Raw genomic sequence first — 20,227 nt, 5'->3', positions numbered from 1 at the left:
AAGGTTTTGTGGTGTTGAGCTTTTAGCTTTCTATTGCGCTGGTAATGGTTTCATCAAGCTTTTCTACCCTGTTTTTAAAAGCCATCACCAAATTGTCCATTTGCTCCTGGTTCCGTTGTAATGCTACAAGGCATTCAATAGAAGTAAGTGCAATTGCTTCAATGTCACCGTAAACTTTTCCCTTTAATTTATGCTGCTGCACGCGTTGCATGAACACCTCATACCCATCCCTGTAGAATTTCTCCTGATCCGCCGGAACGCTCAGTTTGAAACCCCTGTCCAGCAGTTTTATAAAGACAGAAACGTCCGGATTGGGTATGTTATTTTTTTTCATAAGGTATCTTCAAGCAATTCTATGCACTTATCGATCTCTTGTATATATCTTTCAACTGAGTCTTTCAGTTCGGCGATTCCGCTTGTTGGTGTCAGTTTACTAGTGACAATTTTAGCGAAACTTTTAGACTTATTAAAGTCTTTTTCCAAACTAGTGTATTTTTTCTTTATTTCTTTTGCTTCTTCCTTGAGTTGGTTATTCGATGCACGCAGTTCCGCATTTTCGCGTTGCAGCTCTGATATTGACCAGTTTAGTTTCTCTTTAATGTTGATCAGGAACTCGAGTTTTTTCTCAAGGTCGGTCAACTTATGCTCAATGATGCGCTCGATGCTCCTTTCCATTTTTTTGGCCTTAATAATGCTATCAACCAAAACTCTTATTTCCTGATCACGGCCTCAAATTCCCTTTCGTAAGCAGAAATCAACCGCTGCATGGTTTTGTCAATCACTTTGTCGGTCAATGTTTGCTGATCGTCCTGTAAAATAAAGCTCACCGAATACGATTTCTTACCTTCCAGATTCGCGCCTTCATACACATCAAACACGTTTACTGCGCGCAAAAGCTGCCTTTCGGTCTTATAGGCGATCTGGCGGAGCTGGTCGAAAGTAATTTTCTTGTCAACCACAACAGAAAGATCCCGGCGCACTTCGGGAAACTTCGCCACTTCTTTGTACTGAACAAACGCATCGTATTGTTTGAGCATATAATCCCAATCAAAATCTGCGTAAAAAACAGGCGCCTTAATATCAAGCTTTTTAGCAATAGCCGCTTGGAGTTGTCCAAATGTGACAACAGGCTTGCGGTTTAATGTTAATGTTGTTCCAAACTTAAAAATCGCCGCATCCGCCTCAGTCCTTTCCACATCCCTGATCTTAACCGCTGATAAAACCTGCATTACAAAGCCTGCCAGATCATGGAAAACGACTTCGCGCGACTTTTCAAACCAGCTTTCCTGTCCGATGTTGCCCGTCAGGAAAACAGCCAGTCTTTCTTTCTCCACATATTTTTCGCTGATCTCATTATATGTTTTGCCAAACTCAAAAAGCTTCAAATCCTTTTGGCGGCGGTTGCTATTGTAAGCTATGACCTCCAAACCGGAAAAAATCAGCGTCTGACGCATTACGGACAGATCTTCGCTCAGATAATTCAGGATTTTGACCGGATTCCCCTGAATGCTTTCTGCAATTGAAATGTGGTAATCAGGTTTTGTCAGCGAATTGTTGATCATTTCGTTAAAACCATTCGCTACCAGCAGTTCAGCAACGCGCAGTTTCAGTTTTTCAGGATCGTTAACGGGGAAATCAGACAAGTAATCAGAGCTAAGCGCATCGGAAAGCTCCACTTGGCCGAAACCGTAAATGCGCAGAATTTCCTCGATCACATCGGCTTCCCTTTGCACGTCCACGCGGTAAGGCGGCACGATAGCAGTAAAACCAGCTTCGGTTTGGTCCTGAATTTTAATGTCTAGGCCATTCAGAATGTTAGTAATGAGTGTTTTATCCAATGATTTACCAATCAACCTGTCAATGTTGCGGTAAGTCATTTTTACTTCAAAATCCGCAACCGGATCTGGGTAAATGTCTGTAATGTTGGACGAAACGGTGCCGCCTGCAATTTCCTGAATCAGTAATGCTGCCCTTTTCAATGCATACAAAGGCATATTAGGATCCGTTCCGCGTTCGAAGCGGAAAGAAGAATCCGTTTTTAATGCAAACCGCTGTGCCGTTTTACGCACCCATACAGGCGAGAAATAGGCAGATTCAAGGAATATGGAAGTGGTTTCATTGGTAACACCAGAAGTGATCCCGCCGAAAACCCCGGCAATGCACATAGGCTCCGGATTGCCGCCTGTGCCTGCATTGCAGATCATCAGATCGGAATCCGAAAGCTTCCTTTCTACGCCATCCAGCGTCACGAATGTTGTCCCGGCCGGAAGGGTGGTAACGATCACCTTGTTGCCGGTAACCTTATCTGCATCAAAAGCATGCATGGGCTGGCCAAGCTCATGGCAAATGAAATTCGTAATGTCAACAATGTTATTAATCGAGCGGATTCCGATTGTTGCCAGTCGCTGTTTAAGCCACTCGGGCGATTCGGCTACCTTCAAACCAGTGAGGGTCAGGCCGGCATATCGTGGCGCCGCTTCCGAATTGCGAACTTCGACTTCAAATGGCAGGTTTTCGTTGTTGACGGCGAACGCATCAACGGACGGAAGTTTTATCTCACGATTAAAATAAGCTTTCAGATCACGCGCAACCCCATAATGCGATGCCGCATCGGCGCGGTTAGGCGTAAGGCCGATTTCTATTAAATAATCAGAAGAAATACCAAAATATTCGCTGGCCGGTGTGCCATTAGGAAGATCAGTATCCAGCACTAAAATGCCGTCATGCGACGAGCCGACGCCTAACTCATCTTCTGCGCAGATCATTCCTTCCGACAGTGCGCCTCTGATTTTTGATTTCTTCAAAACCAATGGCTGGTCGCTTCCCATTGGATATAGTGTTGCGCCTACGGTTGCTACCACAACTTTCTGACCGGCAGCCACATTAGCCGCGCCGCAAACAATGGATAATGGATTTTCACCACCCACATCAACAGTCGTAAGGCTCAAACGGTCAGCTTCCGGATGTTTTTCGCGGGTAAGCACCTCACCGATCACAACGCCTTGCAGACCTCCTTTGATGGATTCAATCTCCTCAATGCTTTCAACTTCCAGTCCGGTTGCGGTCAGTATTTTGCCGATTTCTTCCGGAGATTCTGTTATTTCTATTAATTCTTTAAGCCACTTATAGGAGATCTTCATGCGAATGCTTTCAAAAAAGGTTTTCAACCGACATTTAAGCCGAATTACAAAATTAAGGATTTAAGTCGAACAGCGCCGTCAGACTTGAAATAGTCATTGGTTTTTTTAACAAAACACAAAAAGCGTAAAGCGGCTTAATTATGAACAGCCGATTCGAGCTGCTCGCCAGCCAAAATGGCCACAGAAAGCGTGTTTTCCTGGGGCGGAACGGGGCAGGCGTAACTTTCCTGGTAAACGCAGTAAGGATTATACGCTTTATTAAAATCCAGAACAATTACATTGTTTTTGATTTCAGAAACGGGATAATCCAGGTAGCGGCCGCCACCATACGTTTCCTTTCCGCTGGTTGCATCTTTGAAAAGAACTGAGATAACACTTTCATTTTTAAGCAATAACAGCTTCTGCTCCTGGTCGCCGATCTTGAAATTGGCATAACCATACTTCTCATATTTCTCCGAAGTGCCGTCCGTGTATTTCACTACAACTTCCTTATCATCATTCATATAAGGAGAAATATTGGCCTTAATGCGATAGGTCAGGTCGGGTGCAAAGTAATGCAGTCCGTGGAAGCTTTCTTTGTCTGCGATTGGAGAGTCCTCGGTGGTGCGGAACTGCTCGTCTTTGGCCGCGCGCTCGTTGAGTATGGTCGTTTTGTATTGCTCGGGGTTGCTGGCGATCTGATCTTCGCTGGCTCCATCAAGGCCTCCGATAGAGAAATTTTCAACAACAAAATAGGCCAGGATCGCAATAACCATCGCGATTGTGCTGTACCGGATTACCTTATTTTTAAACATGAGACTTCGAAATTTTTGAACGGATCACAAACTTACACCCGAAAGTGTGCTTTGAAAAAGTATAAGATGTTTATTTACTTTTTTATGATAATTTTGAATCTTCGCACCGCGCCGGGTTGCGACTTTGGATGAAATATCCCTAAATTGAGCCTGGCTAATTATTAAACACAATACCTGACCCATCATATGTCATACACCAAGCGAGTACTCATTGCCGAAGACAGCTCAGTTATTCAAAATCTGGCAAGGAAGATTCTGGAATTTCAACATTACGAGATCACTTCTGTCAAAAACGGAGAGCAGGTTTTGCAGCTTCTTGAAAAAGAGGATTTCGATATTATTTTGCTGGATATCAATATGCCTGTGATGGATGGAATGGAGTGCGCAAGAAGCATCCGCAAATTGCCTAACGAGAAAAAGGCCAAAACGCCCATCGTTGCCATTACCGGAAATGCCAAAAACTATTCGGAAGAAGACTTCAAACAAGCAGGATTTGACGATGCGCTGATGAAACCTTTGAATTTTGACCGTCTGGTTGAAGTGGTCGCGCATTTGACAGAATAAACCTGATGAGGATTACATTTTTAGGGACCGGCACATCACAGGGAATACCGGTTATTGCCTGTGAATGTGCCGTTTGCCGATCTGATGACCCGCGCGACAAGCGTTTAAGGACTTCCGTTTGGATCCAGGTTGATGGCAGATCTTTCGTTATTGACACCGGTCCCGACTTTCGTCAGCAGATGCTCCGGGCCAATGTAAAGGACCTGGACGCAGCTATTTTTACGCATCAGCACAAGGACCACACCGCCGGACTTGACGATATCCGTGCATTCAACCACCGCAGTCAGCGTGATATTCCGCTTTACGGAAGAGAATCTGTTTTAATGCAGATCCAAAACGAGTTCGCTTACGCTTTTTCTGAAAAAAGATATCCGGGCGTGCCGCACTTTGAGCTTCATAACATTGATAATGAGCCATTTGATGTGCAGGGTGTAAAATTTACGCCTATTGAGGCCATGCACCACAAGTTGCCGGTTTACGGCTACCGGGTTGGCGATTTTACTTACATTACCGATGCCAATTTTATTGCTGAAAAAGAGCAGCAAAAGATCATTGGATCAAAGGTCCTGGTTTTGGATACGCTGCAAAAAGAGCCGCATCTTTCTCATTTTACATTATCCCAATCTTTGGAACTGATTGAAAAACTGCAAGTTCCAAAGGCCTATCTGGTGCATATGAGCCATAAACTGGGAAAGCATGCCGACATTGAAAATGAGCTGCCTGCTCATGTGCATCTGGCCTATGATGGTCTAGTGCTGGATTTGTAGGTCAGCCCTCACTGATCCATTGCATAACCAGCGCCGTAAGATAACCCCCATAAGTGCCGATTGCATAGCCCAGAATTGCAAGCAAAACCCCGACGGTTGCCAGTGAGGGGTGAAAGGCAGCAGCCACCACAGACGCCGAAGCAGAACCGCCCACGTTCGCCTGACTTCCCACCGCCAGAAAAAAGAAAGGGATTTTAAGCCATTTGCAAACCAGCACCAAAATTATCGCATGCGTCAATATCCAGATCAGGCCAATAGCAAAAAGTCCGGGATTCCCTGCCACCGCACCCAGATCCATCTGCATTCCGATCGTGGCCACCAGCACATATAGGAACACCGAACCGAGCTTGGAGGCGCCCACATGTTCCAGTTTTCGGACAGGCGTCAGCGACAGCGCGATGCCAATGAATGTGGCAATGGTTACCACCCAGAAAAAGGGCGAGGTAAGGCTGTATTTATCTAAAAAAGGATAGTTTCTGGACAGATAGGGCGTGATAATGTCTGCCAGAAAGTGGGCTGCTCCCGTGGCACCGAAGCCTGCTGCTCCCAGGAAAATATAATCCCGCATGGCAGGCGTGTTCTCGTTGGTTTTGTTTTGTATATCAAGATGTTGCTTTATCATCTCAATGGGCCGGCTGTCAGCGCCGAGCCAGCGGTCGATCCGTGTGGCATTTCCTGCGCCGTAAATCAAAAATGCCATCCATAGCTCTGCAACAAGCACATCCACGGCCACCATTTGTGAAAACAGCGCGTCGCTGGGCTGAAAAACTTCCTTTAATGCAGTCTGGTTAGCCCCGCCGCCGATCCAGCTTCCGGCAATGGTGGCAAGCCCGCGCCAAACCGCATCGGCGCCTTCGCCGGCAACAGTCTGCGGACTGATCAGCCCCACGATCCACAAAGCAAATGGCCCGCCCACCATGATCCCCAGCGTTCCTACCAGCATAGCAATCAACGCTTTTGGCCCTAACCGGCTCAATGAGCGCCAGTCCATGCCGATAGTAAAAAAGACAAGGCAAGCGGGAAGAAAATATTTGGAAATAACCGGATAAAGCTGCGAGGTCTGACCATTGACAATGCCAAACGAATTCAGCAGGCCGGGAATAAAATAGCAAAGCAACAGCGGAGGGACTACTGCATAAAAGCGTTTCCAGGCGGCGTTACCATCGGAAGCTGTATAAAAAATAGCAGCTAAAATCAGCATTAGTAAACCAAGAACAACTGCGTCGTTTGTAATCATAAATAGGGTCTGGGAATGAGATTGGGTAAAATTAACGTTGTTTTTTGTCCCGACGAAAGTCATTTGTCCGCTTATCACGTAAAACGCTGGTTTTGCGAAATATAAATTTGAAAAAATTTCCTTTTTCGTAATTTAGATGGTCATTTTTGCGATTAATGTTAATAATATTTTACTATGGCGATATACAATCTATCACTGAATGGAAAGAAGGTAAAAGTTGATGTCGAGCCCGATATGCCTCTGCTATGGGTTGTCCGCGATTTTGCCGGGTTAAAAGGCACCAAGTTCGGCTGTGGAATGGCCCTGTGCGGAGCCTGCACGGTGCATCTGAACGGAGAGCCTACGCGCTCCTGCCAGCTGCCGGTTTCGGGCGTGGGTAAAAATGATAAGATCACCACCATCGAAGGCATCGGAGATGGCAAGATGAATGTGCTTCAAAAAGCCTGGATCGAAGAGCAGGTCCCGCAATGTGGTTACTGTCAGTCGGGCCAGATCATGTCTGCCGCGGCGCTTCTCAAATCCAAACCCAATCCAACTGATGCCGACATTGATGCGGCTATGAGCGGAAACCTATGCCGGTGCGGCACATATGATCGCATCAGGAAAGCCATTCACCGGGCTGCCGAGGAGATGAAAGTCTCGGAAAACGGCATTGGAAAGCGTTAACAGGCAACATTCAGTCAAAATTAGCTTTAAAGACATTGAAAAATATACAAACATCACGACGCGATTTCCTGAAAGCTTCGGGCATCACCACTTTCGGGCTTGCATTAGGCATTTCGGGTTTTACCAGGGACGCATCTTTAAAAAAGATTACGCCTGCTGTGCTCCGCCTGGAAATCAATCCCTTCATTATCATTGACACCAACGGCAACATTACCCTTGTTAACCCAAGGCCTGATATGGGCCAGGGCTCAACGCAGGCCGTGCCGTCGCTTCTGGCCGAAGAGCTGGAAGTAAGCCTGGAAAAAGTGCTCATCGTGCAAAGTGACGGAATGGGCAAGTATGGCAGCCAGACTTCGGGAGGCAGCAGTTCGGTGCGCGAACTATGGTTTCCGATCCGAAAAGCCGGGGCCGCAGCCAGGGAAATGCTTACAACCACTGCCGCCAAAAGGTGGAATGTGCCTGTTTCGGAATGCCACGCCGAAGATGCCAAGATCGTCCACAAGGCAACAGGCAAAAGCCTGACTTATGGTGAGCTGGCCGATGAAGCCTCGAAGCTGGAAATTCCTAAAAATCCCAAGCTTAAAGATGCCAGCGATTTCAAGATCATTGGTAAATACAATAAAAGACTCGATGTGCCCGAGCGCGTAAATGGCAAGGCGGTGTATGGCATCGACGTGGATGTGCCGGGAATGGTGTATGCAAGCATTCTACATTCCCCCATGATCCACGGTAAAGTGGCTTCCATCGATGATACGGAAGCAAAAAAGATCAAGGGCGTTTTGCAGGTTATCAAAACCGAAAGGACCATGCCGCACCGCACTTCCGAAGCCGTAGCTGTGGTGGCCACCAATTACTGGGCGGCTCTGAAAGGCAAAAAGGCGTTGGTTGTAAAATGGGATAATGGTGATCTGGAAAAATCTTTAAGCACAGCCAATTATTTCGCAGCCACCTATGAAGCGGCCAAAAAAGAGGGCATTAACGCTGAGGAGAAAGGCGATTTTACTGCAAAATACGCTTCTGCCCAGGAAAGGCTCGAAGCGAACTATGAAACGCCGTTTTTAGCACATGCACCCATAGAGCCTGAAAATGCAATAGCGCATGTCAAGGACGACGGAACAGTGGAAATTTGGGCGCCCGTGCAAGGGCCCGACTGGGCATTGCGAGATGTTTGCGGCTATATGAAAGTAAAACCTGAGCAGGTAAAAATCAATGTTACGCTGCTGGGAGGTGCATTCGGCCGGAAAGCATATCACGACTTTGTGCTGGAAGCCTGCCACATTTCAAAAGTGGTCAAGAAACCCGTTAAGGTGGTCTGGACGCGGGAAGATGATATTTCGCAAGGCCCTTACCGGCCGGGAATGCTCAGTCATATGCAGGGTTTTGTAGAAAATGGTAAAATCACGGGTTTTCACCATCATGCCATTGGTGAATCCATTTCCGGTCAGGTTTTTGGTGGATTGAAAGAAACCGACGCAGATCCCTGGCTAAGCGGCGAGCTGGCTACAGAAAATAATAAATATCGTTTCGACGGCGCTTCTAAGGTAAGCTGGACGCATGTTAAAACCGACATCCCGGTGGTGTGGTGGCGTTCGGTTTATGCGTCAAACTTCGGATGGGGGCAAGAATGCTTTGTGGATGAGCTCGCCCATCTGGCAAAAAAAGATCCTTTACAAGCCAGAATGGACATTCTTACTGATGACCGGTTTAAGAAAGTGCTTCAAACATTGGCCGAAAAAGCAAATTGGGAAGAAAAATTGCCTGACGGTTCGGGAAAAGGGCTTGCCATATTCAGCTCGTTCAGCAGCATTTCGGCATGTTGCATCACAGTTTCCAAGAAAGACCAGGGAGTAAAGATTGATAAAGTCGTCTCTGTCATCGACTGCGGGCATTATGTAAACCCGGATAACGTGAAAGCGCAAACCGAAGGCAACATTGTCATGGGCATTACGGCCGCCATCAAAGACGGCATCACATTCACCAATGGTATCAGCGATCAAAACAATTTCCACCAATACAACATCCTGCGCCTCAACGAGATGCCGGCCATCGACATTCACATTATAGACAGCGGCGCAGCACCAGGCGGAGTAGGAGAGCCCGGCCTGCCACCCATCGCCCCGGCCCTGGGCAACGCAGTCTTTGCCGCCACTGGCAAACGCCTCCGCAAGCTTCCTTTTGATATCGGGAATCTGGGGTAGGTAAGCGAAAGCTCCTTTTTCTAAAGAGCAATAAATATTACGATATTATTAGAATAACATTAAACGCCCGTAGCTAACCTCAGTCGGCTACGGGCGTTTATTTATTTATAGCTGGGGACAAAAATTTAATAGATGGCAATGCTTTCCGTCTTCACTTCCCCTCCCTGCATGGTAATTTGTACATGATATAGTCCGGTAGCTATTTTTTCTATTGATAACCCTTCATTGGGCACCTTTTTAGTTTCGAAAATAATTCTTCCACGTAAATCAGTAATGCTAAGCCAAGTGATATTACTGGCATTCTTTGCAAACAGGAAGTCAGAAACAGGGTTTGGGTAAACGAATGTTGAAGCCTGATTCAGCTCGAATCGGAGCATATGCTTCTGGCTGTATGAATAGGTGCCATCGCGGTCAACCATTTTCAAGCGATAGTAATTAAGGCCATCGAGCGGGTGAATGTCCGCCCACTGGTAATTGACAAGCTGGGTACTTTCACCTTTTGCAGCATGTTCACCTATTTTCAACCAGGCTTTGGCATCGAGACTACGTTCAATTTCAAAAGCGGAGCTATTACTTTCGTCTGTTGTTGTCCATTTTAGGATGGCTTGTTGATTTTCATCGGTTGCAGTAAAATGGGCAAGTGTTACCGGAAGGGACCCGCAAGAGCTTTGAACGGCTGCCTGGCTTTCACAACCAATGCCATTACCACTAATGCTGGCAGTACTTTGCCTGATAAAAATACAGACCGGCTCAATAGCACACATCGTTAATTTTGGATTGTTAGTGATTGCCAATCCTCCGATAGCAAGCGAAGCCGAAATTCTCCCGGTTTCATCATTGCTCTGTTCACCAGCGCCCAAACCATCAAGGCTTTTCAACTCTGCATTGCCGGTAATCTGGATCCAGCCAATATCTGTAAGGTTATCGAGACCTGCCAAGTCGGTTAACAATGGGTTGTTCCTGATAATAAAATTTGTTGCAGAATTCAGATTGTTTAATCCGTTAAGACTGCCAAGACCTTTGCTGTCGCTGATAACCAGCCAATATACGTAACCAATACTTTGCAATCCAGTCAGATCAGTCAATAGATTATTATCACTAATATAAAGCTCACTCATAGATATGCTGGCGGGTAAACCAGCCAGACTTGTCAGACTTTTGTTAGAACTCACGTGCATTTGGTAGGAAACGGAAGTTAAACTCGATAGTCCTGTTAAATCTTTCAAAAGATCATTTTCACCAATAAGTATGCGGCTCACATTGCTTAAATTGTTAAGGCCTTCCAGATTGACAAGACTCTTGTTGAGGCTTATCATCAAGACATCCGTGATGGTAGTCAGACTGGCTAGCCCATCGAGATTTTCTAACAGCGCATTATCCGTAATGTAAAAGATTCTAGCGGTAGCCAGGTTATTTAACCCGGTCAGACTTGTTAGATTTTTGTGAAAACGAATGTGAATAGAACCTGAATTCGATGTTAATCCCTCTAAACCAGACAAATCGGTAAGAAGATCATTGTTATAGATCAGCAAATTCCTGGTGCTTGTTAGGTTTGCCAATTGTTTCAAATTCGGCAAAATCGTATTGTTTTGGATCGTAAGCGTACCATCGATCGTTTCAACGCCCGCTAAGGGTGCCAGATCAGTAATATCCGCGCCTGCGATAGAAATGTTTCCAATCACACTCGTGCATGATGCGTCAAAATTGTTGACAGCAGATTGTGAGTTCAAACGCAGTTCTGTAAAGCGGCACGTCCCTGCGAGCGCTTGTGTTGAGAGGGCAAAAATAAAAAGGCAAAATCGGGCTGAAATGAGTAGAATTGGTTTCATAATAGAATTTGTTTAAACAGTTGAGTAACATTTAATTATACAGATAAAATACTTCAAATACTACTTATAAATATGGGAATTACTATTAAACGGCGCGCATTGTTTTAATCGGACTAATACCAAAAAAAACGTCCCGGCTACAAGGAAGGCCAGGACGTTTTTTAGTACACAAACTATCTTTTTACTTCGCCCCGTCCGCTTTTGCTCTGGCGACGGCGTATTCGCCGATTTTGTGGCCCGATGCCAGACCTGCTTCGCAGTCGAAGCGGTAATGGATCAATCCGTACATTCTGGATACGGAGGCTTCTTGTGCCATTTCGTCGATTTTCTTCTTTTCTTCCGGGAAAATGTAGGCCAGCAATTCAGCCGCGGCGCCCGAGAAGGTGGAGTGTCCGGATGTGTAAGACGGAAAGTTAGGTAAGCCCACAGAGGTTTTGATTTTGCTGTTCATCTGGTTTGGGCGTGGGTAGTAATAGAAATATTTCACGTCCCAGCAGCAGATGCCCGCATCCTGCAATGTAGTGCCCAAAAGCGCCAGCGTTCGGGCTGTGCGCACCTCGCTGTACGCATTTTTATGGCAAAGGTCAGCTGCTCTTCTGTGCCAGTGACCAGGAGGCGTGTAACTTCCTACACCATCTGACCAGAAGCTGGCAATGCGCGCCTGTTCACGGGTTTGCTTTTTGGCGATTTGCAAAAGCTCATTGATATTTTCCTGGTATTCAGCACTTCCGATCGTTGGCGGCGGGCCGGGACGCAATGTTTTAACAGTTTCTTTGTCAAAGTTCCAAGGCGTTACAAATCCATATGTAGGAAGCATAGGCGGGCGCGCAGGCATCTCCTGGCTTACCCAAGGCTCAGAAACGCCGAGTTTTTTAGCATTAGCGACCATTTCAGCTGTTGCTGCCTGGTTGTTTGCTGTGCCCATACCATCCGTTTTCGCTCTTGCCATAACTTTGGCGCCTACCGCTTTTCCAAGTTCTGCACCAGCGGCAATATCACTTTCCACATTCATACCCGCCCATAAACGGCTGTTTTTATGCTCTGCAAGTTTCTGTTCCAAAAAGGGCACTTCCCCAGGAAACATGGCTTTCAAAACCAAAAACGAGGCTTCGGCCACAACCGCATCCTCAGAAGGATAGGAAGGAAGATCGGTAACCGGCAAAATAGCCTGCACGGAAGCATCTGTTTTCGAAGGCGCCTTGCGGTTGTATTTGAACTTATAATTCCAGGCACTTACCAGCGCATCATACTGCGCAACGCTCAGGTAAGCCAGCGCGCGCGCCGTGTAAGGCGGGTTAGCGAATGGAAACTTAGGGTCAGCCAATGGGTTAGCCGGGTCAGGCAGCGGATATTTGCCGTCCTGGTTGGATGCAGGCGGGGTGTTATAGCGGGCAGCAAGCTCACGGCCAATCTCATTCCAGCGAAAAGCAGCACCGGCTCCCCAGAAATTAACGATATCCCGCTGCTGCGGCGTGATTTTAGACGTCGTCTCTTTTAATTTTTCAATTTCTGCTTTATACTCGGCCGACGCAGCATTCTTAGGCTCAGCTACTTCCACTTCGCTGGACGAAGTAAGCACGTAAGGTTTCCAGTTGCCTGCATCGGCATCCATACTGGAAGGGTTGTTAACCGAAGCCGTCGGTTCATCAATGGTTTTGGTACAGGAAGAAAACCCTAATGTGATCAGCAATCCGCACGCAATCAGCAGTCTGCTCTTTGATATATATTTTACTTTCATTGTTATTGATGCATGTTTGGGTTTTTGTCGGCTTTGATATACCGGAACTGGTACAGCACGCCAACAGAGAAAGATGTACTCTGGCCAACATTAGCTCCGTCTAAAACGTAAGCGGCCCGGGCATTAATGCCGATATTTTTCGGCTGGAATTTGGCATAAACCCCGCCCACAGTGCTTTTCATATTATTTGATGGAAAAGGCATATCGTTGCGGCGGATGTTGTCGCCGCCATCGCAGGCGCCGTATTCAGCGAAAACTTCTGCCTGAATGCCCCTTTTCAAGTATCCGAGTCTCACAGATGCGTCATAAGCATTGGGAACGGTAACTTTATTAGTGTTATGAAGCTTTCCGTCGGCCAGGTAAGCGTCGCGATCGATATCGATGTTGCTGCGGAAAATGTAGCTTCCCGAAGCGGTCATGTAAATGCCTGTCGGCTGATGACGGTAACTGGCTAGTAGTCTTGCTGTTGCAGTTCTACACTGCATACCAATGGACATCGGCATAAAATCGGCAATGTAATCGCCCGTAGGGATGGAGGCGCCGCCAATTGCGTGCAGGGAGAATCCTGCTTTGTTGATAAAACGAAATTTAAGCCAAAGGGAGGCGTCCTGAAATCCTTTCTGCCATTTTAGATTGCCAGCGCTGGTTTGCGTCCATACGTAAGGAACGCCTACGATCACATTCAGGTTTTTGGTCACACCTACTGCCAGCATAGCCATGGCACTTTGCGTTGTGTGTGTGCCAATGTTCAGGTTTTCGCGTTTGAGCTGATTTTCCCAATACTTGTCCCAGGAACTGTGCCCGTAGGAAAGAGCCAGGCAAGCCGTGTTTTTCGACATATAAATGGCGTCGTTGGGCATTTGTGCGAATGCTTTTCCTGTCACGCACAGCAGGATTATAAAAAGCAACAAGACCAGTTGCTTCAATTTCTGTAAAGAATGTTGCATTTGTTTTAATAAGGAATAGTGCCGCGCCGGTGCGATCTCCAAAAAGGACACAGCGTTTTTGTGGGCAATGGTATAAATGAAATAGAAGGCTTGCGGCAGGAAGATGAGTGATCCGCTAAGATTCAGCTAAGCTCGGGAGGCGGGCTTGTTAGCTGAATGAAGTTGGCTGAATAGATATTTTTCGAATACAAGGCCATCGATAAAGGCGCTTGTTCGGTAAATAACGCGGTTTGAAAGCTTATTTCATTGATGTTGGAAACATAGTTTTTTAGCAGATGATCCACCATTTTCATGGCTCTGCTATACGGATCCTCAGGAAGTTTTGCATTGGGATCCGTCAAGATCTGCATGGCATTGGCTAATGCGAAAAAATCGTCCCTGGCCACCTGGTTGGATTTCAAAGTGACGTAAAGCGTGTCGTTTTGATGCAGGACATTGGTGGGATTGTAAAACTGGTCGTTTTGGCGGATAAGTCCCTGAGGCAGATCAGTAATTTGCAGATCGCCCGAATAGGGAAGTGATGGCAAATGCATTTTCACAACCACCGTTTCATCGTTTAAGGACGAGATGGGTGCTTGTAGGTGATGATTATCAAAGAAAAGTACAGCGAAAGTCAGCCCGAACGTGTTGTAGAGCAGCAGAACCAACAATCCGATTGGTAACAGTCTTTTCAATTTCAAGAGGATTTATATCCAAATGTAATCAAGTTAAGTGCAATTCTGCAAGTGTTGTTTAAAATACTATGGTATCAAATGTGCAGTAAAAAGCATCCTGCGGATTTTTCTTATATTTTAGCTTAAAAAAAAGCGATTGCAGCCCATGAAAAAATCAATGATCAACCCAATGCCCCAGTTTTTTGACCGCTATATCAATTTGGTCGAAGACATTAACATTTTTGAAGCATTTGACCGATATGCACCAGACAAAGTGTATACTGACATCACAAAACTAGCCAGTCTTCAAGACCGGGCTTACGCCGAAGGAAAATGGAGCGTGAAGGATATTCTACAACACGTTATTGATAACGAGCGCATTATGTCCTACCGCGCTATGCGTTTTTCCCGAAACGACAAAACCACCCTGCCGGGCTACGACGAGGAGCTTCTGGCAGCAAACACAATCGCCTACCAACGCAGCATTGAGGACCTGATGGTCGAATTCAATCAGGTAAGGCAGAGCACCCTCTCACTTTACAAAAGCATGAATGATGAAATGATGCTCCGCTCCGGCTTCGCCTTCAAATCCGAAATTTCCGCGCTCGCCCTAGGCTTCGTCATCATCGGCCACCCCATCCACCATATGCGCGTGCTTGAAGAGCGGTATTATCCGCTTCTGGGTTAGTAGGCGTCCAATTTATAGGCTGTTAAGATACAAATACGACTAAAATACGGATCAGAATTACAAACAACTGATCCGTATCACGCTTTCATTTGAGCTGTAAGATATTTACGGCTCAATTTTGATTTTATTACAGCTCATTTTTGTTTAGATTTGAGCTGTAATCATATGTTAATAATGAGCTGTAATAGTGCCAAGAATAGATTCTGAAGTTTTATCCTTTGTTAGGGATCATCCCCTGTGTTCATCTGTTGAGATACATCAGGCGGTTGGAAAGGGTTCTTTTGCAACAACCAAAAGAGCGATAGCAACATTGGTTGCAACCGGGCAACTTCTTGCTGCGGGGCAGACTCGCGCTACAAGGTATACCATAAGTCCAGCCAACCAGCTGTTTAGTCACCTGGACATGGCAGTTTATTTTCAGCAGGAAATAGACCAGCGTAATATCCGGGAAGAATTCAATTTTCAGCTGATTAATGAGATATTGTCCAGTGTTAATCTGTTCACTACGGACGAAGCAAATTACTTGCGACAACTACAGCAGGAGTTTCGCCGCAATGTAGATGATATGAGTCCCGCTGCCTATCAGAAAGAGATGGAAAGGCTGGCGATTGATCTGAGTTGGAAATCATCACAAATTGAGGGAAATACTTATTCTCTGCTGGAAACCGAACGCTTGTTGAAAGACAAGGAAACGGCCGCAGGTAAACCTAAGGATGACGCGACCATGCTGCTAAATCATAAAGACGCGCTCAACTTTATCATCGAGAACCCTGACTACGTGGTTCCATTATCTATTGCACGCATAGAAGATATACATAGTCTGCTCATTAAGGACCTTGAAGTTGAACGCAACATCAGGAGGCGGCGTGTCGGTATTTCCGGTACGAATTATAAGCCGCTTGATAACGAACATCAGATCAGAGAAGCATTGGAAGATATGTGGCGGCTGATCAACCGCAAAGAAAATGTGTTTGAGAAATCGCTGCTGGCGTTGGTGTTACTGTCCTATATTCAGGCGTTTAATGATGGGAACAAAAGAACAGCACGTATAGTAAGTAACGCAATACTGATTGCTCACCAATATTGTCCTATCTCTTTCCGAACTGTCGACGCAGTCGAATATAAAAAAGCGATGCTCATCTTTTACGAGCAAAATAATATCAGCGAGTTTAAGAAAATATTTATAGAGCAATTCAGATTCGCTGTGAAAACCTACTTCTAGATAAGCACATTTTTGTAAATGTTCTCCCGGTGCTTTGACGCCAACAACCCCAAATCAAACCCCAGCCAGCTGATCGAGCGCTGATTCAACTTCCGTTACGGGCAGTTGGCAGGTTTTGTCGTAGCATACGTAGATTGCCGTTTTCCCGTTAATGTCGGTTCTGTTTTGGAGCAGGGGGAGATCGGAGCGGGTTGTGGTTCCCATGACGAGTTTGTTTGGGACGAAGAAGCGGTCGAAGTCTTTGCGCATTTCGTCTGCTTCCGGGCCTGCAATGATGATTTCGGCTGTTGGTGTGGCCCGGATGCAGTATAATGCGGCCCAGTTGGTGACCCATTGCACGTCGGCAAGCATCACTTTGCTCATTTTGGAGAGCATGGCATCTGAAATTTTGCTGTATTGATCATCATCCAGCATCATTCCGAGCAGATAGAAATTATGCGCCATGATCGAGTTGGAGGCCGGAATTACATTGTCAAATAGCTCTTTTTTACGGGTTATCAGTGTTTCTCCCGAAATGTCGGTGAAATAAAAGAAACCTTCCTGCTCGTCGTAAAAGTTCTGGATAGAATAATCAGCCAGGTTTTTAGCCAGCGTGATCCACCGCTCATCGAATGTGATCTGGTAAAGAGCCAGGTAAGCTTCGATGACCGCTGCATAATCTTCCAGAAAACCTGTTACCGTGGCCTGACCGCTTTTATAGCTATGCATAAGCCGGCTTTGCTCCATCATATTGTCCCGGATAAACACACCCGCTGACACGGCAAGCGCCCGAATATTCTCATCTCCCAAAGCCCGGTAAGCATCCGCCAGTCCTTTAATCAATAACCCATTCCAGGAAGTAAGCGTCTTATCGTCCAGACCAGGCCGGATACGCTCTGCGCGCTTTTCGGCCAGTTTTCGAAGAGCCGCATGGTATTTTGTTTCAAGATCAACCACATCAAGCCGCAAAGCGCTTGCTGTTTGCAAGACAGGCCGGGTCAAATGCAAATGATTGTGGCCCTCTTCCCAGTTGCCATGATCGGAAACATTATAAAGCCTGGCAAACCATTCAAAGTCTTCACCCAGGTTTTGCTGCAGTTCTGCTTTTGTCCAGATATAAAATTTGCCTTCAACGCCTTCACTATCAGCATCCAGTGCCGAATAAAAGCCGCCGTGCTCGTTTCGCATTTCAGTCTGCAACCATTGGATTGTGCTGTTAAGGCGATCGGCATAAAGTGGGTTTTGGGTAAGCGAATAGGCTTCGGCGTAAATGCTGAGCAGCTGCGCATTGTCATAAAGCATTTTTTCAAAATGGGGGATAAACCACTCGTCATCAACGGAGTATCTGGCCCAGCCTCCGCCAACGTGATCATATATCCCGCCCAATGCAATGCGGTTCAGCGATAATTCCAAATGGGCAAGCGCCTCCGGATTTTGGCTTATATCATAATAGCGCAACAAAAATTTGTAAATAGAAGGCATAGGAAACTTGGGCGCCCGGTCCATCCCGCCTTTTTCTGTATCAAAATTCCGCTGCAAATGTTCGAACATTGAATCGAGCTCGGCAGTTTGATAACCATTGCTGCTGGCTATAAGGCCATACTTTTCTGTGTCCGATATCAGCATGTTCTGCACAAAACCTTCTGCCGAGCCAGCCAGCTCATCGTAATGTTTGTCAAATGCATTGTTAATGCTTTTCAGCAGCTGCACCCAGTTTTGCGGTGGCAAATAGGTAACCCCGTAGAAGGGCCGACTATCCGGCAACAAAAAGACATTCAGTGGCCATCCGCCCCGCACGCCCATGGCCTGCACGGCGTCCATATACACAGCATCCACGTCGGGACGCTCCTCACGGTCCACCTTGATGCATACGAAATGCGCATTCATGACCTGGGCAATGTCCTCTTTTTCAAAACATTCCCTTTCCATCACATGGCACCAGTGGCAAGCCGAGTAGCCAATGCTGACCAGGATCGGCTTGTTCTCCGTTTTTGCTTTGCTTAATGCTTCGTCGCCCCAGGGATACCAGTCAACGGGGTTGTGTGCATGTTGGAGTAAATAGGGGCTGGTTTGCTGGCTCAGGCGGTTCATAGTTGTAAGTGCTATTGATGAATGACCACTTTTTTGGTAATGGTCCGGTTTTGGGTTACAAAGCGGGCAAAATATATGCCAGCAGATAACCGCGGCAAATCGATCCGCTCACGCGTTTCACCCGCGACGGCTTTGAGCTCCTTTGTGAGCACAACCTGACCTTTTGTATTAAGCAGGGAAAAAGCCACATTGGAAACACCATTCATGCCATTCAAAACAACATTCATTTCAAATGAGACGGGATTGGCATAAACATAAGCATCCGATAGGATAGGCTCGGTGCCTGTGACCGTATCATTAAGATCAAACTTGCAGAGAAAGACTTCTTTTCCTTTCAGCTTAATGTTTTTAAGCCACTTTTGATGCGAAACCACAATCTCGGTTTCGGCATTATCAGCCGCATAGGGGTTTTGGGCAGCGATGAGAATGTTGCTGCCTTTTACTACGCCGCGCCAGATCGGGTTTTGCCGCTCCATATGATCGCGCGCCGATTGCGGAATGACCAGCTCATATGTTCCCTCAAACATATCCTTGAAGGCCGAAAGCCGGTAAAGTCCGTAAATAAAGCGCTCATAAGGCTCGTAGTTTTCCTGGCGGCTGCCCGGAAAGCCGGGGTTTTCCCAAAGCCATAAGCCCTTTGCTCCCGAGAAAAAGGGGAAAATAGCAGTTGCTTCGGCCACAAATGGCGCAATCAGCGGCGTGTTGGGATCATAACTGTCATGAATGCGCATCCATACAAACGGAATGATGGGTTTATCGCTCCAAGCGCGGTTGGCCTCAATGTTAAAGAGCAGATAGGACAGGTAATCCTTGCCGATCGGGTTATCGTAGCCGTAATAATAGTAAGGCGAAGGTGTCAAAAACTGCTGCGCATCGTAAAAGCTGCCGCCGATTTTGCCAGCATTGTCCTGCACCAGATAATGTGTCCGAGCCGGGTTGGTAGTCCAGTCCTGCCAGCTGTTGGAGGTGATATTCAGCCAGGTGTTTCGCACGGGAACATCGCTGTAACTGCTCAGCGGAGCCGTAACACCCTTGGCCCTGAGCCTTTTGGCAGCTTCTGTATACCACCAGCGCATGTCTCTTTTATAAGTTGCCAGAAAGTCTGCATCCGGCAAGTTCCGGTAATTCTGCGGGATCTGGCTATTGGATTTTAAGGCAAGAATGTCGCGGTCTTCACGCTGCATGCGCTCGATGTCCATACAAATGATATCGCTTCCTTTGGCTGTTTCGGCATAGTTATCCCAAAAACTGCGGTAAGCAGCCGTATCGTTTCCCCATGGGCTGCGCAGGGCATTGTCTGCCCAGGGCTGGTTGCCGCTCGATGTGGCAACACCATACCAGATCAATGCGCGCTTGGCAACAGGCAATGTTGCCAGCTCCGATCCGCTGAATGTGGCAAGATGGCTAAACCCGTGTTTGAGCGGCTGCGACTGCGTATCGCCAAATCGCGTAGCATTGTAAACGATCGTAAAGGGCAGGGTGAATTCAGGGATTTTTCCCCATTCGATCGTGTTATTTGCCTTGACCGGATTTAGTATATAAGCGGGCTGGCAATCCTGCGCTAAAACAGCAACAGCTTGGGCCAGACAATAAAATAAAGTGGTGTAAAAAACCCTCACATACATATTGGTAAAATGGATCATAAGAATTGACCAGACAAATTCGTTACTTTTGCAACATTGAAATTTGATTTTTTCCGGGAAACGCTTTCCGG

The 20,227-nt window shown here is 46.6% G+C and carries 17 protein-coding genes; 6 read left to right on the top strand and 11 right to left on the bottom strand.

Annotated elements, in window-relative coordinates:
• Positions 1 to 22: 22 nt before the first annotated feature.
• The 4 genes from zapA to LZG74_RS12360 form a co-directional block, all read right to left on the bottom strand.
• Positions 23 to 334, bottom strand: a complete 312-nt coding sequence (gene zapA / locus LZG74_RS12375) for a cell division protein ZapA (protein WP_233796891.1) — start codon at positions 332 to 334, stop codon at positions 23 to 25.
• On the bottom strand, positions 331 to 675 hold the full coding sequence (locus tag LZG74_RS12370; protein ID WP_026631579.1) for a hypothetical protein: 345 nt from the start codon (positions 673 to 675) through the stop codon (positions 331 to 333). Before LZG74_RS12370 ends, zapA begins: the two co-directional genes overlap by 4 nt.
• Positions 676 to 710: 35 nt before the next feature.
• Positions 711 to 3,140 (bottom strand): phenylalanine--tRNA ligase subunit beta, encoded by a 2,430-nt coding sequence (gene pheT, locus LZG74_RS12365; RefSeq protein ID WP_233796890.1) that lies wholly within the window; start codon positions 3,138 to 3,140, stop codon positions 711 to 713.
• Positions 3,141 to 3,274: 134 nt separating this feature from the next.
• Complete coding sequence (locus LZG74_RS12360; RefSeq protein ID WP_233796889.1) at positions 3,275 to 3,934, bottom strand: DUF1684 domain-containing protein; 660 nt, start codon at positions 3,932 to 3,934, stop codon at positions 3,275 to 3,277.
• 186 nt (positions 3,935 to 4,120) lie between these two features.
• Here LZG74_RS12360 and LZG74_RS12355 point away from each other — a divergent pair, with 186 nt between their 5' ends.
• Both LZG74_RS12355 and LZG74_RS12350 read left to right on the top strand, forming a co-directional pair.
• Entirely contained in the window at positions 4,121 to 4,498 is a 378-nt protein-coding gene (locus LZG74_RS12355) for a response regulator (protein ID WP_082215385.1), read from the top strand.
• 5 nt (positions 4,499 to 4,503) lie between these two features.
• Complete coding sequence (locus LZG74_RS12350; protein WP_233796888.1) at positions 4,504 to 5,265, top strand: MBL fold metallo-hydrolase; 762 nt, start codon at positions 4,504 to 4,506, stop codon at positions 5,263 to 5,265.
• A 1-nt stretch (position 5,266) separates the two neighbouring features.
• Here LZG74_RS12350 and LZG74_RS12345 read toward each other — a convergent pair whose 3' ends face one another.
• Positions 5,267 to 6,502, bottom strand: coding sequence for a DUF819 domain-containing protein (locus LZG74_RS12345; protein ID WP_233796887.1), 1,236 nt, complete (start codon positions 6,500 to 6,502; stop codon positions 5,267 to 5,269).
• A gap of 174 nt (positions 6,503 to 6,676) precedes the next feature.
• Here LZG74_RS12345 and LZG74_RS12340 point away from each other — a divergent pair, with 174 nt between their 5' ends.
• Together LZG74_RS12340 and LZG74_RS12335 are read left to right on the top strand one after the other, a co-directional pair.
• Positions 6,677 to 7,168, top strand: coding sequence for a (2Fe-2S)-binding protein (locus LZG74_RS12340; protein ID WP_255699215.1), 492 nt, complete (start codon positions 6,677 to 6,679; stop codon positions 7,166 to 7,168).
• Positions 7,169 to 7,203: 35 nt separating this feature from the next.
• Complete coding sequence (locus LZG74_RS12335) at positions 7,204 to 9,366, top strand: molybdopterin cofactor-binding domain-containing protein (protein WP_233796886.1); 2,163 nt, start codon at positions 7,204 to 7,206, stop codon at positions 9,364 to 9,366.
• Positions 9,367 to 9,491: 125 nt separating this feature from the next.
• Here the strand turns inward: LZG74_RS12335 and LZG74_RS12330 are convergent, their stop codons facing one another.
• The 4 genes from LZG74_RS12330 to LZG74_RS12315 all read right to left on the bottom strand — a co-directional run bounded on the left by LZG74_RS12330 (position 9,492) and on the right by LZG74_RS12315 (position 14,554).
• A complete protein-coding gene (locus LZG74_RS12330) occupies positions 9,492 to 11,195 on the bottom strand; it encodes a T9SS type A sorting domain-containing protein (protein WP_233796885.1) in 1,704 nt (567 codons plus the stop codon).
• A 181-nt stretch (positions 11,196 to 11,376) separates the two neighbouring features.
• Positions 11,377 to 12,933 (bottom strand): phosphatase PAP2 family protein, encoded by a 1,557-nt coding sequence (locus LZG74_RS12325; RefSeq protein WP_233796884.1) that lies wholly within the window; start codon positions 12,931 to 12,933, stop codon positions 11,377 to 11,379.
• 2 nt (positions 12,934 to 12,935) lie between these two features.
• Entirely contained in the window at positions 12,936 to 13,880 is a 945-nt protein-coding gene (locus LZG74_RS12320; protein WP_409014473.1) for a hypothetical protein, read from the bottom strand.
• A gap of 122 nt (positions 13,881 to 14,002) precedes the next feature.
• Positions 14,003 to 14,554: a hypothetical protein gene (locus LZG74_RS12315; protein ID WP_233796883.1), complete on the bottom strand. Its 552-nt coding sequence runs from the start codon at positions 14,552 to 14,554 to the stop codon at positions 14,003 to 14,005.
• Positions 14,555 to 14,699: 145 nt separating this feature from the next.
• On the opposite strand from LZG74_RS12315, the gene LZG74_RS12310 reads away from it, so the two are divergent.
• Both LZG74_RS12310 and LZG74_RS12305 read left to right on the top strand, forming a co-directional pair.
• Entirely contained in the window at positions 14,700 to 15,221 is a 522-nt protein-coding gene (locus LZG74_RS12310) for a DinB family protein (protein WP_233796882.1), read from the top strand.
• A 403-nt stretch (positions 15,222 to 15,624) separates the two neighbouring features.
• Positions 15,625 to 16,443 (top strand): Fic family protein, encoded by an 819-nt coding sequence (locus tag LZG74_RS12305; RefSeq protein WP_233796881.1) that lies wholly within the window; start codon positions 15,625 to 15,627, stop codon positions 16,441 to 16,443.
• Positions 16,444 to 16,497: 54 nt separating this feature from the next.
• Here LZG74_RS12305 and LZG74_RS12300 read toward each other — a convergent pair whose 3' ends face one another.
• Together LZG74_RS12300 and LZG74_RS12295 are read right to left on the bottom strand one after the other, a co-directional pair.
• Positions 16,498 to 18,513 (bottom strand): thioredoxin domain-containing protein, encoded by a 2,016-nt coding sequence (locus tag LZG74_RS12300; RefSeq protein ID WP_233796880.1) that lies wholly within the window; start codon positions 18,511 to 18,513, stop codon positions 16,498 to 16,500.
• A gap of 11 nt (positions 18,514 to 18,524) precedes the next feature.
• Positions 18,525 to 20,156: a T9SS type A sorting domain-containing protein gene (locus tag LZG74_RS12295; protein WP_233796879.1), complete on the bottom strand. Its 1,632-nt coding sequence runs from the start codon at positions 20,154 to 20,156 to the stop codon at positions 18,525 to 18,527.
• Positions 20,157 to 20,227 lie beyond the last annotated feature (71 nt).

This window comes from Dyadobacter sp. CY327 (genome assembly GCF_021390415.1).
Taxonomy (GTDB): domain Bacteria; phylum Bacteroidota; class Bacteroidia; order Cytophagales; family Spirosomataceae; genus Dyadobacter; species Dyadobacter chenhuakuii.
Note: the sequence above shows the minus strand (reverse complement) of the source record. Positions and strands in the feature narration are given on the sequence as shown.

Bases quoted from the DNA above. Each gene is read 5' to 3' on its own strand.
- LZG74_RS12345 (WP_233796887.1), bottom strand. From the start codon at position 6,502: ATGATTACAAACGACGCAGTTGTTCTTGGTTTACTAATGCTGATTTTA.
- zapA (WP_233796891.1), bottom strand. From the start codon at position 334: ATGAAAAAAAATAACATACCCAATCCGGACGTTTCTGTCTTTATAAAA.
- LZG74_RS12355 (WP_082215385.1), top strand. From the start codon at position 4,121: ATGTCATACACCAAGCGAGTACTCATTGCCGAAGACAGCTCAGTTATT.
- LZG74_RS12370 (WP_026631579.1), bottom strand. From the start codon at position 675: ATGGAAAGGAGCATCGAGCGCATCATTGAGCATAAGTTGACCGACCTT.
- LZG74_RS12360 (WP_233796889.1), bottom strand. From the start codon at position 3,934: ATGTTTAAAAATAAGGTAATCCGGTACAGCACAATCGCGATGGTTATT.
- LZG74_RS12340 (WP_255699215.1), top strand. From the start codon at position 6,677: ATGGCGATATACAATCTATCACTGAATGGAAAGAAGGTAAAAGTTGAT.
- pheT (WP_233796890.1), bottom strand. From the start codon at position 3,140: ATGAAGATCTCCTATAAGTGGCTTAAAGAATTAATAGAAATAACAGAA.
- LZG74_RS12295 (WP_233796879.1), bottom strand. From the start codon at position 20,156: ATGATCCATTTTACCAATATGTATGTGAGGGTTTTTTACACCACTTTA.
- LZG74_RS12305 (WP_233796881.1), top strand. From the start codon at position 15,625: ATGGCAGTTTATTTTCAGCAGGAAATAGACCAGCGTAATATCCGGGAA.
- LZG74_RS12330 (WP_233796885.1), bottom strand. From the start codon at position 11,195: ATGAAACCAATTCTACTCATTTCAGCCCGATTTTGCCTTTTTATTTTT.
- LZG74_RS12300 (WP_233796880.1), bottom strand. From the start codon at position 18,513: ATGAACCGCCTGAGCCAGCAAACCAGCCCCTATTTACTCCAACATGCA.
- LZG74_RS12320 (WP_409014473.1), bottom strand. From the start codon at position 13,880: ATGCAACATTCTTTACAGAAATTGAAGCAACTGGTCTTGTTGCTTTTT.
- LZG74_RS12325 (WP_233796884.1), bottom strand. From the start codon at position 12,933: ATGAAAGTAAAATATATATCAAAGAGCAGACTGCTGATTGCGTGCGGA.
- LZG74_RS12310 (WP_233796882.1), top strand. From the start codon at position 14,700: ATGAAAAAATCAATGATCAACCCAATGCCCCAGTTTTTTGACCGCTAT.
- LZG74_RS12350 (WP_233796888.1), top strand. From the start codon at position 4,504: ATGAGGATTACATTTTTAGGGACCGGCACATCACAGGGAATACCGGTT.